Source organism: Patulibacter sp. NPDC049589 (assembly GCF_040675535.1).
Classification (GTDB): domain Bacteria; phylum Actinomycetota; class Thermoleophilia; order Solirubrobacterales; family Solirubrobacteraceae; genus Patulibacter.
This window is the reverse complement of record NZ_JBFAPC010000026.1, coordinates 1-15,544: the sequence shown is the minus strand read 5'-3', so window position 1 is coordinate 15,544 and position 15,544 is coordinate 1. Positions and strand designations below refer to the sequence as shown.

Annotated in this window: 16 protein-coding genes and 1 pseudogene; 16 read left to right on the top strand and 1 reads right to left on the bottom strand. The window is 72.9% G+C overall.

Annotated features, from left to right (window positions below):
• Positions 1-18 precede the first annotated feature (18 nt).
• The 12 genes from pyrR to AB0L40_RS07075 all read left to right on the top strand — a co-directional run bounded on the left by pyrR (position 19) and on the right by AB0L40_RS07075 (position 12,320).
• Positions 19-630 carry a bifunctional pyr operon transcriptional regulator/uracil phosphoribosyltransferase PyrR gene (gene pyrR / locus AB0L40_RS07130; protein ID WP_364351321.1) on the top strand — a complete coding sequence of 204 codons (612 nt, stop codon included), beginning with the start codon at positions 19-21 and terminating at the stop codon, positions 628-630.
• Positions 627-1,613: an aspartate carbamoyltransferase catalytic subunit gene (locus tag AB0L40_RS07125; RefSeq protein WP_364351318.1), complete on the top strand. Its 987-nt coding sequence runs from the start codon at positions 627-629 to the stop codon at positions 1,611-1,613. The genes pyrR and AB0L40_RS07125 overlap by 4 nt, the downstream gene beginning before the upstream one ends.
• Positions 1,610-2,953 (top strand): dihydroorotase, encoded by a 1,344-nt coding sequence (locus AB0L40_RS07120; protein ID WP_364351315.1) that lies wholly within the window; start codon positions 1,610-1,612, stop codon positions 2,951-2,953. The genes AB0L40_RS07125 and AB0L40_RS07120 overlap by 4 nt, the downstream gene beginning before the upstream one ends.
• 39 nt (positions 2,954-2,992) lie before the next feature.
• Positions 2,993-3,547 (top strand): isochorismatase family protein, encoded by a 555-nt coding sequence (locus AB0L40_RS07115; protein ID WP_364351312.1) that lies wholly within the window; start codon positions 2,993-2,995, stop codon positions 3,545-3,547.
• Entirely contained in the window at positions 3,544-4,800 is a 1,257-nt protein-coding gene (gene carA / locus AB0L40_RS07110) for a glutamine-hydrolyzing carbamoyl-phosphate synthase small subunit (protein WP_364351309.1), read from the top strand. The genes AB0L40_RS07115 and carA overlap by 4 nt, the downstream gene beginning before the upstream one ends.
• Positions 4,800-8,009, top strand: a complete 3,210-nt coding sequence (carB, locus tag AB0L40_RS07105; RefSeq protein WP_364351306.1) for a carbamoyl-phosphate synthase large subunit — start codon at positions 4,800-4,802, stop codon at positions 8,007-8,009. Before carA ends, carB begins: the two co-directional genes overlap by 1 nt.
• Positions 8,006-8,905 (top strand): tRNA-dihydrouridine synthase, encoded by a 900-nt coding sequence (locus AB0L40_RS07100; protein WP_364351303.1) that lies wholly within the window; start codon positions 8,006-8,008, stop codon positions 8,903-8,905. The genes carB and AB0L40_RS07100 overlap by 4 nt, the downstream gene beginning before the upstream one ends.
• Before the next feature lie 154 nt (positions 8,906-9,059).
• Entirely contained in the window at positions 9,060-9,410 is a 351-nt protein-coding gene (gene mihF, locus AB0L40_RS07095; RefSeq protein ID WP_364351300.1) for an integration host factor, actinobacterial type, read from the top strand.
• Positions 9,411-9,423: 13 nt separating this feature from the next.
• On the top strand, positions 9,424-9,993 hold the full coding sequence (gene gmk, locus AB0L40_RS07090) for a guanylate kinase (RefSeq protein WP_364351297.1): 570 nt from the start codon (positions 9,424-9,426) through the stop codon (positions 9,991-9,993).
• Between the two features lie 85 nt (positions 9,994-10,078).
• On the top strand, positions 10,079-10,306 hold the full coding sequence (gene rpoZ, locus AB0L40_RS07085) for a DNA-directed RNA polymerase subunit omega (RefSeq protein WP_364351294.1): 228 nt from the start codon (positions 10,079-10,081) through the stop codon (positions 10,304-10,306).
• A gap of 189 nt (positions 10,307-10,495) precedes the next feature.
• Positions 10,496-11,761, top strand: a complete 1,266-nt coding sequence (gene coaBC, locus AB0L40_RS07080) for a bifunctional phosphopantothenoylcysteine decarboxylase/phosphopantothenate--cysteine ligase CoaBC (RefSeq protein ID WP_364351291.1) — start codon at positions 10,496-10,498, stop codon at positions 11,759-11,761.
• 55 nt (positions 11,762-11,816) lie between these two features.
• Positions 11,817-12,320: a tetratricopeptide repeat protein gene (locus AB0L40_RS07075; RefSeq protein ID WP_364351288.1), complete on the top strand. Its 504-nt coding sequence runs from the start codon at positions 11,817-11,819 to the stop codon at positions 12,318-12,320.
• A gap of 84 nt (positions 12,321-12,404) precedes the next feature.
• On the opposite strand, the gene AB0L40_RS07070 is transcribed toward AB0L40_RS07075, so the two are convergent.
• The gene (locus tag AB0L40_RS07070) at positions 12,405-12,851 is read right to left on the bottom strand and encodes a hypothetical protein (RefSeq protein WP_364351285.1); all 447 of its coding nucleotides are present in this window, start codon (positions 12,849-12,851) and stop codon (positions 12,405-12,407) included.
• A 99-nt stretch (positions 12,852-12,950) separates the two neighbouring features.
• On the opposite strand from AB0L40_RS07070, the gene rimP reads away from it, so the two are divergent.
• The 4 genes and pseudogenes from rimP to AB0L40_RS07050 all read left to right on the top strand — a co-directional run.
• Positions 12,951-13,394 (top strand): ribosome maturation factor RimP, encoded by a 444-nt coding sequence (gene rimP, locus AB0L40_RS07065; RefSeq protein WP_364351282.1) that lies wholly within the window; start codon positions 12,951-12,953, stop codon positions 13,392-13,394.
• Positions 13,395-13,401: 7 nt separating this feature from the next.
• Positions 13,402-15,021, top strand: a complete 1,620-nt coding sequence (gene nusA, locus AB0L40_RS07060) for a transcription termination factor NusA (RefSeq protein ID WP_364351279.1) — start codon at positions 13,402-13,404, stop codon at positions 15,019-15,021.
• A 29-nt stretch (positions 15,022-15,050) separates the two neighbouring features.
• Positions 15,051-15,263: pseudogene (locus AB0L40_RS07055) on the top strand (DUF448 domain-containing protein); the annotation flags it as partial.
• On the top strand, positions 15,263-15,544 hold a 282-nt coding region (locus AB0L40_RS07050; RefSeq protein WP_364351276.1), incomplete at its 3' end, for a translation initiation factor IF-2 N-terminal domain-containing protein. The pseudogene AB0L40_RS07055 and the gene AB0L40_RS07050, both read left to right, overlap by 1 nt.

Here is a 15,544-nt window from a genome sequence, read left to right as displayed (position 1 = left end):
CCGGGACGATCCCATCGCATGCCTTTTGAGACCACCGTCCTCGACGGCGCCGACATGGCGCGCACCCTCGCGCGTATCGCCCACGAGATCGTGGAGGGGCATCCCGACCCCGCCAAGGTCGTCCTCGTCGGCATCCACACCCGCGGCGCCGTGCTCGCCGCCCGGCTGCAGGAGCGCCTGAGCGCCCTGCTGAACCTCGAGGTCCCGCTCGGCGACCTCGACATCGCCTTCTACCGCGACGACCTCGGCGAGGTCGCGGACCTCGCGCCCGCCGGCGACTCCGAGGGCCCGGTCATCCACGCGACGCACCTCGATGGGATCCCGCTCGAGGGGGCCTCCGTCGTCCTCGTCGACGACGTCCTCTTCACGGGTCGCACGATCCGCGCGGCGATCGAGGCGATCTTCGACTACGGCCGCCCCGGCCGGGTCCAGCTCGCCGTCCTCGTCGACCGCGGCCACCGCGAGCTGCCGATCCGCGCGGACTACGTGGGCAAGAACCTGCCGACCGCCGTCGCCGAGCGCGTGAACGTCCGCGTGGCGGAGATCGACGGGCGCGACGAGGTCGCGATCGAGCGCCGACTGCCGCCCCGACCCGAGCAGCCCACGCCACCGGAGGATCGCGCCGCATGAGGCACCTGCTGTCGATCGAGGACCTGGACCGCGCCGGCATCGAGCGGCTCTGCGAACGCGCCGCGAGCTTCGCCGAGGTCGCCGACCGCCCGATCAAGAAGGTCCCGGCGCTCCGCGGCCGCACGGTCCTGAACCTCTTCTACGAGTCCTCCACGCGCACGCGGTCGAGCTTCGAGCTCGCCGCCAAGCGCCTGTCGGCCGACGTCGTGAACTTCGCGGCGTCCGGCTCGTCGGTCGAGAAGGGCGAGTCGCTGCGCGACACCGTCCAGACGCTGGCGGCGCACCGGCCGCACGCGATCGTCGTCCGCACCCCGTGGGCCGGCGCGTCGAAGCTCATCACGCAGTGGACCGACGCGGCAATCGTCAACGCCGGGGACGGCCAGCACGAGCACCCGACGCAGGCGCTGCTGGACATCTACACCCTGCGCTCGCGGCTCGGCTCCCTCGACGGCCTGAACGTCTGGGTCGTCGGCGACGTCCGCCACAGCCGCGTCGCCCGCTCGCTCGTCCTCGGGCTGCAGACGATGGGCGCCAACGTCACCGTCGCCGGGCCCCCGACGCTCGTCCCGCAGGACATCTCCGTCCTGGGCTGTGACGTGCGCTACACGCTCGACGACCTGCCCGAGGCCGACGTCGTGTACGCCCTGCGGATGCAGAACGAGCGCATGAAGCAGGCCTACGTGCCGTCGCTGCGCGAGTACGCCGCGGCGTACCAGATCAACAACCGCCGCCTCGGCGCCCGCCAGCTGCTCATGCACCCGGGCCCGGTCAACCGCGGCGTCGAGCTGGCCGGCGACGTCGTCGACGGTCCGCAGTCGCTGATCCTCGACCAGGTCCGGGCCGGCGTCCTCGTGCGCATGGCCGTCCTCTACGAGGTCCTCGCCTCGGGCGGCGGACCGACCTCCCCGCCCGACGGCCGCCGCGGTCGCGGCGGGTCCGGCGGACGCGACCCCCTCAACCCACCGGAGCTGCACCCCGCATGAGCCTTCAGCCCCTCGTCCGCGCGCCCGCCGCCGACGCCGACGTCCTGGTGCGCCGGGTCCACGTCCTGGACCCCCGCGCCGGCATCGACGCGCCACACGACGTCCTCGTCCGCGGGGGCGTCGTCGCCGAGATCGGCGCGCCGGGCTCGATCGAGCCGCCCGCGGACGCCGAGCAGATCGACGGCGAGGGCCTGCACCTCTTCCCGGGCTTCGTGGATCCGCACGTGCACCTGCGCACGCCGGGCCAGGAGTACAAGGAGGACCTCGAGACCGGCACCCGCGCCGCCGCGGCCGGCGGCTACTGCGCGGTCGTCGCGATGCCGAACACCTCCCCGGTCGTCGACTCCAGCTCGCTGCTGGGGTCCCTGCGCGACCTCGCCTCGCGCCTGGCGCGGATCCCGGTCGGCTTCACCGCCGCGATCACGCTCGGGCTCGAGGGCCACCACCTGACCGAGATGAACGAGCTGCGCGAGGCCGGCGCCGTCGCGTTCACCGACGACGGCCGCCCGGTCACCGACGCGGGCGTCCTGCGCAAGGCCATCCAGTACCAGCGCCTCTGCGGCGGCATCATCGCGCTGCACGAGGAGGACCCCTCCCTGTCCGCCGGCGGGTCGATGCGCGAGGGCTCCGTCTCCGCGCGCCTGGGCATCCAGGGCGTGCCGTGGCTCTCGGAGTCCACGATGGTCGCCCGCGACGCCGCGCTCGCCGGCTACGAGGACGGGCGCCTGCACTTCCAGCACCTCTCCTGCGTCGCCTCGGTCGACGCGCTGCGCGACGCCAAGGCCCGCGGCTTCAAGGTCTCCGGCGAGGCGTCGCCGCACCACCTCTGCCTGACGCACGAGGCCGTCCGCGACCTCGACACGTCGATGAAGATGAACCCGCCGCTGGGCTTCGAGGAGGACCGGCAGGCGCTCATCGAGGGCGTGCGCGACGGGACGATCGAGACGATCGCCACCGACCACGCGCCGCACGCCCGCGACGAGAAGGAGATGCCCTTCGAGCAGGCGCCGATGGGCACCACGGGCCTGGAGAGCGCCTTCGCGGCCGTCTACTCCGAGCTCGTCCTCCCGGGCATCCTGCCGCTGTCGATCGTCGTCGACCGGCTGATCGGCGGCGCGGCGCTGATGGACCTGCCGACGCCCACGGTCGCCGTCGGGGCGCGGGCGAACCTCTGCCTCGTCGACCTGCAGCGCGAGTGGACCGTGGGCGAGCACGGCTACGAGAGCCGCTCGAGCAACTGCTGCTTCCACGGCCGCCGCTTCCACGGCCGCGTCCTCATGACCGTCGCCGACGGCGCCGTCGCCTACCGCGAGCGCAGCTTCGCGGTCCACGCCGCCTAGCGGCCCGAACCACCCCTTCCCCGGAGCACCCAGCACCGCATGACCGACGCCGCCGCCCTCGCCGGGCTGAACCCCGACCGCACCGCCCTGGTCGTCATCGACGTCCAGGAGGCGTTCCGTCCCGCGATCGACGGCTTCGACCGCGTCGTGGAGCGCAGCGTGCGCGCGATCAAGGGCGCCGTCGCGCTGGGGCTGCCGGTCGTCGTCACCGAGCAGTACCCGCAGGGGCTGGGGGAGACGGTCCCCGAGATCCTCGCGGCGCTGCCCGAGGGGACGGAGCGGCACCCGAAGACCGTGTTCTCGTCCGCCCGCGCCCGCGGGTTCCACCTCAAGGGTCGCGACCAGGTGGTGCTCGTCGGCATCGAGGCGCACGTCTGCGTCCAGGGCACCGCGCTGGACCTGCTGCGCCAGGGCCTCGCCGTGCACGTCGCGGGCGACGCCGTCGGCTCGCGCACCGCCGAGGACCGCGAGGCCGGCCTGACCCGCGTCGCCCGCGCCGGCGCCCTGGTCGGCACGACCGAGGGGATCCTGCTGGAGCTCCTGGGCGACGCCGACTCCCCGCACTTCAAGACGATCCAGGAGCTCATCCGATGACCGCCACCGACGCTCCCGCGTACCTCCTCCTCGAGGACGGCACGCGCTTCGACGGCACCTCCGTCGGCGCCGCGCTGCCGGGTGCCGGCGACGCCGCCGGCCTCCGCTCGACGGGCGAGGTCGTCTTCACGACCGGCATGTCCGGATACCAGGAGTCCGTCACGGACCCGTCGTTCGCCGGACAGCTGATCGTCTTCACCTACCCGCACGTCGGCAACTACGGCGTCAACGCGACGGCGATGGAGTCCGACCGGATCCACGCCCGCGCGGTGGTCATGCGCGAGGCCGTCGACCGCGACGACGCCCCGCGCGCCGAGCAGGGCTGGCTCTCGTGGCTGAGCGAGAACGGCATCGCCGCGATCTCCGGCGTCGACACCCGCGCGCTGGTCCGCCACATCCGCGACAAGGGCGCGATGCGCGGCGGTGTCTTCGCCGGCGGCGTCCCGCAGGACGAGGCCGCCGCGACGGTCGCCGCCGAGCCGTCGATGGCCGGCCAGGACCTCGCGTCGACCGTGACGCCGGCCGAGGCCCACACGGTCGGCGACGGCGACGGCCCGCTGATCGCCGCGATCGACACCGGCATCAAGCGCTCGATCGTCGACGAGTTCGTCGCCCGCGGCGCGCGCGTGCGCCTGCACCCGCTGACCGACGGCCCCGAGGCGCTGCTCGCCGGCGGCTCCGACGCGATCTTCCTCGCCAACGGCCCCGGCGACCCCGGCGCCGTCGACCACGTGGTGCAGACCGTCCGCCAGGTGCTCGGCAAGAAGCCGGTCTTCGGCATCTGCATGGGCCACCAGCTCGTCTGCCGGGCCGTCGGCCTGACGACGTTCAAGATGGAGTTCGGCCACCGCGGCGCGAACCACCCCGTCAAGGACCTGACGACCGGCCGCGTCGAGATCACGAGCCAGAACCACGGCTTCGCGGTCCAGACCCCGGACGGCACCGGCCACATCGACGGGGACGAGCCCGTCCGCTGGGAGACCGACTTCGGCCCCGCGGAGCTCTCGCACCTGAACCTCTACGACCGCACGGTCGAGGGGCTCGTGCTGCCCGAGGCCAACGCGGCCACGGTGCAGTACCACCCGGAGGCCGCGCCGGGACCGAACGACGCGAGCTACCTCTTCGACCGCTTCCTCGACCGCATCCGCGAAGGGGCGTCGATCGCCGACGTCAACCGCCAGACCGGCGACGCCGCCGCGGCACGCGCCGGGATCGCCGACGACACCACCACGACCGACGGGACGCCCGCCTGATGCCGCGCCGCACCGACATCCGCCGGATCATGATCCTGGGCTCCGGCCCGATCGTGATCGGGCAGGCCGCCGAGTTCGACTACTCCGGCGCCCAGGCCTGCAAGGTCCTCCGCGAGGAGGGCTTCGAGATCGTCCTGGTCAACTCGAACCCGGCGACGATCATGACCGACCCGGAGTACGCCGAGAAGACGTACGTCGAGCCGCTGCTCCCGGGCCCCGTCGCGAAGATCATCGAGAAGGAGCGCCCCGACGCGCTGCTCCCGACCCTCGGCGGCCAGACGGCGCTCAACCTCGCCAAGGCGCTGCACGAGGACGGGACGCTCGAGAAGTTCGGCGTCGAGCTGATCGGCGCGAACTACGACGCGATCAACTGCGCGGAGGACCGCGACCTCTTCGCGCAGGCGATGGCGCAGGCCGGGTTGAAGATGCCCGCGTCGCTGATCGTCCGCGGCAAGGAGGGCGACTCCGCCGACGGCGCGAAGATCGCCACCGAGGAGATCGACCGCCAGATCGACGAGGCGCTGACGATCACCGGCCTGCCCGCGATCGTCCGCCCGGCGTTCACGCTCGGCGGCCGCGGCGGCGGCATCGCCCGCACCGAGGACGAGTTCCGCCAGATCATCCGCGGCGGCATCGACGCGTCCCCGATCGGGCAGGTCCTCGTCGACCAGTCCGTCATCGGCTGGGGCGAGTACGAGCTCGAGGTGATGCGCGACAACGGCGACAACGTCGTGATCGTCTGCTCGATCGAGAACATCGACCCGATGGGCGTCCACACCGGCGACTCCGTCACGGTCGCGCCGCAGCAGACGCTGACGGACCGGCTCTACCAGCAGCTCCGCGACCAGGCCATCCGCGTCATCCGCGCGGTGGGGGTCGAGACGGGCGGCTCGAACGTGCAGTTCGCGGTCAACCCGGAGACGGAGGAGATCCTCATCATCGAGATGAACCCCCGCGTCTCCCGCTCCTCCGCCCTGGCGTCAAAGGCGACCGGCTTCCCGATCGCGAAGATCGCCGCGCGCCTGGCCGTCGGCTACCGCCTGGACGAGATCACCAACGACATCACGAAGGCGACGCCCGCCGCCTTCGAGCCCACCATCGACTACGTCGTCGTGAAGTGGCCGCGGTTCGCGTTCGAGAAGTTCCCCGGCGTCGACGAGACGCTCTCGACGCACATGAAGTCCGTCGGCGAGGCCATGTCGATCGGCCGCACCTTCGGCCAGGCGTTCGTCAAGGCGCTGCGCTCCCGGGAGCTGGACCGCACGCCGCCGATCGCGGACGATGCGACGGCGGAGGAGCTCGTCGAGCGGATCCGGCAGCCGCGCACGGAGCGCTACGACGTCCTGCTCGAGGCGGTCCGCCGCGGCGCGACCGACGAGCAGCTGCACGAGTCCACCGGCATCGACCGCTGGTACCTGCACGAGTTCCGCCGGATCGCCCTGGGCGAGGACCCGACGCCGACCGACGGCGCCGGCGGCTCCGCCACGCCCGGCGACCCGACCGGGCTGGTCCGCACGTTCAAGTCGGTCGACACCTGCGCCGCCGAGTTCGCGGCCCAGACGCCGTACTTCTACTCCGGCTGGGAGCGCCCCGACCAGGACGGCAACCCGCGCCACGAGGTCGACCGCGGCGACAACCCGTCGGTCGTGATCCTCGGCTCGGGCCCCAACCGCATCGGCCAGGGCATCGAGTTCGACTACTGCTGCGTGCACGCGGCGACCACCGTCAAGGACTCCGGTCGCGACGCGGTGATGATCAACTGCAACCCCGAGACGGTCTCGACCGACTACGACACGTCGACGCGCCTGTACTTCGAGCCGCTGACCCTCGACGACGTCCTCGGCGTCCTGCAGGTGGAGCAGCCGGAGGGCGTCATCGTCCAGTTCGGCGGCCAGACGCCGCTGCGGCTCGCACAGGGCCTCCAGGACGCGGGGATCAAGATCCTCGGCACGAGCGTCGAGGCGATCGACCGGGCCGAGGAGCGGACCGCCTTCGGCGACGTCCTCTCCAAGCTCGGCTTCAAGGCCCCGCCCTACGCGACCGCCCAGGGCCTCGACGGCGCGCTCGCCGCCGCGGAGGAGGTCGGCTTCCCGCTCCTCGTCCGCCCGAGCTACGTTCTCGGCGGCCGCGCCATGGAGATCGTCTACGGCCCCGACGGCCTGACCTCGTACCTCGAGCGCGAGGCCGACATCACGGCCGGCAAGCCGATCTTCCTCGACCGCTTCCTCGAGAACGCCATCGAGGTCGACGTCGACGCGCTCTGCGACCGCGAGTCGGTCTGGGTCGGCGGCATCATGCAGCACGTCGAGGAGGCCGGCATCCACTCCGGCGACTCCGCCTGCGCCCTGCCGCCGTTCTCCCTGAGCGACGACCTGATCGAGGAGATCCGCCGGCAGACGCGCGGCATCGCGCTCGAGCTCGGCGTCTGTGGCCTGATCAACATCCAGTTCGCGGTCTACGAGGGCGAGGTCTACGTCATCGAGGCCAACCCGCGCGCGTCGCGGACGGTGCCGTTCGTCTCCAAGGCGATCGGCGTGCCGCTGGCGAAGATGGCCGTGCGGATCATGCTCGGCGAGACGATCGCCGACCTGCAGCTGCCGGCCGAGGCCGGGGGCCAGGGGTCGCTCGGCCACGTCGCGGTCAAGGAGGCCGTCCTGCCGTTCGACCGCTTCGTCGGCTCCGACGGCCTGCTCGGCCCGGAGATGCGCTCGACGGGCGAGGTCATGGGCGTCGCCCACGACTTCCCCTCGGCGTTCGCGAAGGCGTCGGCCGCGGCCGGTTCGCCGCTGCCGGACTCCGGCACGGTGTTCGTCTCCGTCACCGACGCGGACAAGCCGTTCGCGATCGAGGTCGCCACCCGCTTCCACGAGCTCGGCTTCTCGCTGCTGGCCACTGCCGGCACCCGCGACGCGCTCGTCGGCGCCGGGATCCCGTGCGACGTCGTCGCCAAGCTGCAGGACGTGACCGAGGACGGCGACGGGCCCGGCACCGCGGTCTCGCGGATCGCGGCCGGCGAGGTCGCCGTCGTCATCAACACCCCGACGGGCTCCGGCGCGCGCACCGACGGCTACGAGATCCGCCGCGCGGCGATCACCGCCGGCGTGCCGTGCCTGACCACCGTGTCGGCCGGCCACGCCGCCGTCCTGGCGATCGCCTCGGCCCGCGAGGGCGAACCCAGCGTCGTCGCGCTGCAGGAGCTCGTCCGGTGAGCGCGGGCGACCCGACCGGGACGGCCACGAGCGTCGCGGGGGTCGCCCTGGAGCACCCCGTGCTGAACGCCGCGGGCACCGCCAAGTCGCGCGACGACGTCGCCCGGCTGGCGCGGTCGCCGGTGGCGGCGGTGACGCTCGGCTCGATCACCAAGGAGCCGCGGGACGGCAACGCGGGGGAGGTCTACGCCTCCCGCTCCGGCTACGCGGTCAACGCGCTGGGCATGCCCAACCGCGGGTCGGCGTTCTACCGCGACCTGCTGCCGGAGCTCGCCGCCACGACCCGCGCCGCCGGCAAGCCGCTGATCGTGTCGGTCGCGGGGTTCTCGCCAGACGAGTGCGGCGAGCTGGCGCACCTCGCCGGCGACGGCGGGGCGGACCTCGTCGAGCTGAACCTCGGCTGCCCCAACGTCTGGTCCGAGGGCGAGCAGGAGCGGATCATGTCCTTCGACCCCGAGCTCGTCTCGCGGTCGCTGCGTGCCGCCGCCGGGACCGCCGTCCCGGTCGGCGTCAAGCTCTCGCCGCTGTCGGATCCCGTGCTGCTCGCCGAGGTCGCGTCGGCGGCCGCCGACGCCGGCGCCCGGTTCGTCGTCAGCTGCAACACCTTTCCCAACGGCCTCGTCGTGCGGACGGACGGACGACCCGCGATCGACGTCGGATTCGGCGGCGTCTCGGGTGGCGCGATGAAGCCGATCGCGCTGGGACAAGTCGCCCAACTGCGGTCGCTGCTGCCCACGGAGGTCGACATCGTCGGCTGCGGGGGCGTCCGCAGCGGGCAGGACGTCCGGGACCTGCTGGCCGCAGGAGCAGCGGCCGTCGGCCTGGCGACGACGTACTGGGACGCCGCGGAGGACCCCGGCGTGTTCACGGATCTCCTCGCCGACTGGCTCGGCTAGACGTTCGGAGCATCCTTCGGGACCGAATTTCTGCTAGCCGCAACGGCACCAACACTCGACGTGCAGGGCCATACCTGCACCTCGACTCGAGGTCGAGGTGAGTTGGCGTCCGGGGGCCGCGAAGGACGCGGCGGCCGGGTAGACTCGCCCCGCGATGTCGACCGCCGCCAACGCCCCTTCCAAGTCCTCGGCCACACCGGAGCGGTCGCTCAACCAGCGCATGGACGCGCTGCAGCGTGCGAACGAGGTCCGCTCCCAGCGCGCGGCGCTCAAGCGCGACCTGAAGTCCGGTCGTCAGTCGATCGACCGGCTCCTGATGGACCCACCCGAGTGGCTCGAGACGGCGAAGGTCGTGGACATGCTGCTGGCGGTCCCGAAGTACGGCCGGGTGCGCGCGGGCAAGATCCTGCAGCAGTGCCGCATCTCCGCCTCGAAGACCATCGGCGGACTGACGCCGCGCCAGCGCGCCGAGCTCGTGCAGTCGCTGCGCAGCCCGCGCGGCTGAGCGGCGGGTCCTCGTGGCTCGCGTCTTCGTCATCACCGGCCCCTCGGGGGTCGGGAAGGGCACGCTCATCCGCCGGCTCCGCGAGAGCCACCCCGAGCTCCGCCTCTCGGTCTCCGCCACCACGCGCCCGATGCGCGAGGGCGAGGAGCACGGCCGCGACTACTGGTTCCTCGACGAGGACGAGTTCGCCCGTCGGGTCGAGGACGGCGACTTCGTGGAGCACGCCGAGTACGCCGGCCGCCGCTACGGCACGCTGCGCGAGGAGCTCGACCGCCACCTCGGCGAGGGCGCTCCGGTGGTCCTCGAGATCGAGGTCCAGGGTGCCCGCCAGATCCGCGAGACGATGCCGGAGGCCGTCCAGGTCTTCGTCGTCCCGCCGTCGTTCGAGGTCCTGCAGCAGCGGCTCGAGGGCCGCGGCACCGACGGCGCGGACACGATCGCCCGGCGGCTCGACGTCTCCCGGACGGAGCTCGAGAGCCAGCACGAGTTCGACCACCGGATCGTCAACGACGACCTCGAGTCGACGGTCTCGGAGCTCGAGGCGCTCGTCAGCGCGCAGCTCCCGGCGACCAACGGCGCCTGATCCCGGGACCGCCCCGGCGGTCCTCCGGCGCCGCCCGCCGCGACCCCGATCCGGGGCCGCCGGTGGACCGCGCTACACTTGGTCTGTGATCTCTCCGCGCATGGACCAGCTGCTCGACCACGTCGACTCGAACTACGCGTCGGTCCTCGTGGCGGCGAAGCGGGCCCGGCAGATCAACGCCTATTACCACAACCTCGGTGAGGGCGCCTTCGACGAGTTCCCGCCCCCGATGGTGGAGACGGCGTCGAAGAACTACCTGACGATCGCCCTCGAAGAGGTCGCGGCCGGCAAGATCACCTACCGCTACCGGTAGGTCGCACGGCCGCCCGCGGGCGGCCGGCAAGAACGTCGTACGGACGCCGCCTCGAGCGGCGTTCGTCGTTCGTGGGGTCGATCGTCGACCCGTGGCCCAGCGGACGCGGCGCTCCTGTCGTGTCACTGCGGCGGCCCGACGCGCGGCGCACCGGGCGGCTTCTAGAACGTTTCCGGGAAACTCCTGGACATGGCTCGGCTGCTCCTCGGCGTCACCGGCGGCATCGCCGCGTACAAGTCCGTCCTGCTCGTGCGCCTGGCCACCGCGGCCGGCCACCAGGTGCGCGTGATCCAGACGCCGACGTCGCAACGCTTCGTCGCGCCGGAGACCTTCCGCGCCATCACGGGCGCGCCGGTGCTCACGGACGAGTTCGAGCCCGATCCGCTCCGCGGCGCGTTCCCCGGCGACCCGCTGCCGACGCACGCGGCGATCAGCCACCTCGCGCTCGTCGAGAACGCCGACGCCTTCCTGATCGCCCCGGCGACCGCCAACGCGATCGCGGGCCTGGCCACCGGCCGCGCCGACTCGCTGCTGAGCTCCGCGTACCTGGCCGCCGACTGCCCCGTGCTCGTCGCACCGGCGATGAACCACCGCATGTGGCACCACCCGGCCACCGTCCGCAACGTCGCGCGCCTCCGCGAGGACGGCGCGGTCGTGATCGACCCCGGCAGCGGCGCGCTGGCGTCCAAGGGCGAGCACGGCGACGGCCGGGTCGCCGAGCCGGACGAGCTGCTCGCCGCGGTCGAGTCGGCCTTCGCCGGCGGCTCCGCGGCATCCTCGGCCGGGGCTCCGGTCGCGCAGGACCTCGCGGGCGTCCGGGTGCTCGTCTCCGCCGGTGGGACCCGCGAGCCGATCGACGCGGTCCGCTTCGTCGGCAACCGCTCGTCCGGGCGCATGGGCTACGCGGTCGCCGAGCGCGCCGCGGCCCGTGGCGCCACGGTCACCGTCGCGGCGGCGAACGTCGGCCTGCCCGACCCCGCCGGCTGCACCGTCGTGCCGGTGTCGACGGCCGAGGAGCTGCGCGTCGCCTGCGCCACCGCGTTCGACGACGCCGACGTCCTCGTCATGGCCGCGGCCGTCGCGGACTTCCGGCCCGTCGACCCGAGCGCCGGCAAGATCAAGAAGCAGGGCCGGACGGGGATGACGATCGAGCTCGAGGCGACGGCCGACATCCTGATCGAGCTCTCGGGCCGCCGGCGCGACGGGCAGACGCTCGTCGGCTTCGCCGCGGAGCACGGCGACCAGGCGGTCGTGCACGCCCGGGACAAGCTCGTGCGCAAGGGCCTCGACGCCGTCGTCGTCAACGACGTCTCCCAGCCGGGGATCGCGTTCGACGCCGCCGACAACGCCGTCACGATCGTCACCGCCGCCGGCGACCGCGTGGTCGCCCGCGCCGCGAAGGCCGACATCGCCGACGCGATCCTCGACGACGTCGTCGCCGCCCGGGCGCGCTGACCGCCCGGACGCGACGCCCGCCATCGGGACCGCCGCGTTTGGCAGACTCGGGGGCATGTCCGAGGAGCCCTCCGCCTACGAGCTGTACCGCTCCGGCGTCGGCCTGCTGGAGCAGGGAGACCACCACGCCGCCGCCCTGCCACTGCGCCGCGCGCGCGACCTGGAGCCGACGACGGGGATGGTGCGCGAGGCGCTCGGACGCGCCCTCTTCGGCGCGCAGCGCTACCACGAGGCCGCCGACGAGTTCGGTGCCCTGGTCGAGCTCGAGCCGGTCAACCACTACGCCCAGTTCTGCCTCGGCCGGGCGCTGCAGCTGCAGGGCCGCCACGCCGAGGCCCGGCCGCCGCTGACGCTCGCGGCGCTGCTGCAGCCCGACCGCCGCGACTACCGCGTCTACCGCGACCGCACGATCGCGGCCCTGGACGGGGGCGCCGCGCACGTCGGCCACGACCACCCGGCTGACGGGCTGCCTCCGGAGCAGGGGAGACGCCGGTCCGGCGAGGGTCCGTGGGGGGCGCCGGCGGACGGGCTCCCCGAGGACCCCGGCGGCGGCGAGTAGTGACCCACCGAGCGGAGGGGCCCGCAGGCCACCGGGGACGTGTGACGCCCGCCGGGCCCGCTCGCCGGTCCTCGCGTTGCCCGCTCAGGCCCACTCCGGCCGGGTCGCCACGGCCCGCGCCGCCTCCGCCGCGCTGAGCAGCCGGCCCAGCAGCGCGTCGAGCGCCTCGTCGTCCGCGGCGCCGAGCGGCAGCTCCCCGTGGACCCACGTCGCGCCGGCGGCCGAGCTGCCGAAGCGCACGAGCCGCAGGTCGCGCCGGTTGCGGTGCAGGAGCCAGGACGGGTCGATGGTCCCCGGCGGAGCGACCTCGGCCTGGACCGCGAGCAGGCCCTCGACGACCCGGGCCCCGACGTGCAGCGGCCAGTCGCCGCAGGGGACCGTGAAGCCGCGCTCCAGCGGCGCTGGGCGGTGGGGCTCCACGCCGATCCGCGCGAGCACCCGGTCCAGCGCCGCGAACGCCGCACGCGCCGCCGGCGGCCCGCCGCCGCCGACCGCGTGGTCGTCCGCACGTGAGCCCGAAGCTTCCTGCATGCGCCGATGGTACGATCAACACGTGGTGTCTTCGGGCACCGCTCCGCAGCAACCTTCGAAGTGGGCACGGAGCCCGCTTTTTTTGTGGCCGAACCCATCATGACCGCCCCCATCCAGGACATCGTCGAGGACCAGCTCCGGGCCGTAGAGCCCGAGGTCGAGGTCCTGCTGGCCGAGGTCATCGGCGGCGGCACGCTGCGCGTGCTCATCGACCATCCGGACGGCGTGACGCTCGACTTGTGCGTCCGCGTGACGCACGGTCTCGAGAGCCTCCGCGAGCAGTACGCGGTCGAGGTCTCCTCCCCGGGGACCGACCGGCCGCTGGTCAAGCCGGAGCACTACCGCCGCTACACGGGCCGCAAGGTCAAGGTCCGTACGCGGCAGCCCATCGCGGTGGCGGGCGGGGACTCGGACGAGCCCCGCAAGTCGTTCACGGGGGAGCTCGTCGGCAGCGACGAGCACGCAGTCACCTTGGCGGCCGACGGGGGCGTCGTGACGATCCCCTACGCCGAGATCCATCGCAGCAACCTCGTCGAGGAGTAGGAGCGAGATGTCCCGCGAGATCGTAGACGCCATGCGCGCCCTGGCGCGCGAGAAGAACATCCCCGAGGAGCGGCTCATCGCCGCGCTCGAGGACGCCCTCCTCTCTGCGTACAAGAAGCAGCCCGACGCCGCGAAGTACGCCCGCGTCGAGCTCGACACCGAGAACGGCGAGTACCGGGTCATCGAGCTGCTCGTGCCCGAGATGCTCGAGGCCGGCCTGATCGTCGACACCATCGACGAGCAGAGCTACGAGGACCCCGAGACGGGCGAGTGGATCGAGCCGACCGAGATCGAGATCCCGGCCGAGAAGCTCGTCGAGCACCGGGACGAGATCCCGGAGCAGGACGTCACGCCCGACGACTTCGGTCGCATCGCCGCGCAGACCGCCAAGCAGGTCATCCTGCAGCGGATCCGCGAGGCCGAGCGCGACATGATGTACGACGAGTTCGCGGACCGCGTCGGCGAGATGGTCACCGGCATCGTCCAGCAGTCGGACAACCGCTACACGCTGCTGCAGCTCCGCGACCGCGTCGAGGCCCTGCTGCCGCGCTCCGAGCAGGTCTTCGGCGAGCGCTACGACCACAACCAGCGCCTGAAGGCGGTGATCAAGGAGGTCTCGCAGTCCGCGAAGGGCCCGTCGATCATCGTCTCCCGCCGCGACCCCGAGGTCATCCGCGCGCTCTTCGAGCTCGAGGTCCCCGAGATCGCCGACGGCCTGGTGGAGATCACCGGCGTCGCCCGCGAGCCGGGCTACCGCTCGAAGATCGCGGTCGTCTCGCACGCCTCCGGCGTCGATCCCGTCGGCGCGTGCGTCGGCCCCCGTGGCTCCCGCGTCCGCATGGTCGTGTCGGAGCTCAAGGGCGAGAAGATCGACATCATCCCCTTCAACGACGAGCCCGGGCGCTTCATCGCCAAGGCTCTGTCGCCCGCGCAGGTGCGCGAGGTCTTCATCGACGACGAGCTCCGTCAGGCGACGGTCATCGTTCCCGACGAGGACCTGACGAAGGCGATCGGCCGCGAGGGGCAGAACGTGCGGCTCGCCGCGCGCCTGACCGGCTGGCGGATCGACATCAAGAAGGCCAGCGACGCGCTCGCCCAGGCCGCGGGTGGGGGGGCAGGCAATCCTGACGTGGAGGAGGGCGAGGAGGAGCCGATCGGCGACGGCCGCTGCTCCGCCGTCCTCACGAGCGGCCGCCGCTGCCCGAACGCCTCGCTGCCGGGCTCCATCTTCTGCGGTCTCCCGATGCACCAGGCGCTGGTGCGCTTCGGTGCCGTCGAGGTGGCGCTCCTCGAGGACCTGCCGGAGGACGAGCTCGACGCGCTCGCCGACCCGGACAAGTCCCAGGAGGACGTCCAGGACATCGTCACGCGCGCCGAGGAGGCGTACGCCGAGCGCGTCGCAGCCGAGGGTCCCGTGGAGCAGGTGGACGACGCCGGCGAGCCGCTCGAGGTCGAGGAGCTCGAGGTCGGTGAGGACGGCGAGGTCCTCGTGGGCGAGGACGGCGAGGTGACCGAGGTCGACGAGGAGTTCGTCGGCGAGGCCACCGAGGAGGCCGTCCTGGCCGGCGAGCAGCAGGACGAGGGCGCCCTCGCAGAGGGCGACGTGGAGGACGTACCGTCGACGTAGGCGGACATCAGCCCGAGAGGCGCTGCGTCGGTTGCGACCGACGCAGGCCCCAGGCGGAGCTCCTCCGCCTCGCCGTCGTGGCGGACCACGTGGTCCGCGACGACGCGCGCCGGCTCCCAGGACGAGGCGCGTACGTGTGCGATCACACGTGCGCCCAGGAGGCCGTCAAACGGCGCGCATTCAACCGCGCGTTCCGACGGCCCATCAGCAACGACCCGGACTTTCTACACTCTTTTATTTGATGGCGAAGAAGCGCGTTCACGAGATCGCCAAGGCCCATGGCCTCCCGAGCAAGACGGTGCTCGATGCCCTCCAAGCGGACGGGCACGACATCGCAACGGCGTCGTCCTCGGTCGACGAGGGCGTCGCGGTGCGTCTGATTCAGGCCAAGGGCTCCGAGCTGAAGAGCTCGGCGGCGACAGACGAGGCTCCCGGAACCCCGGCGAAGCCCGAGACTGCGACGGCCCCCGCGGCCGTCGCTCCGACCCCCGCGGCGGCTGCGAAGCCCGCCGCACCGGCCGCC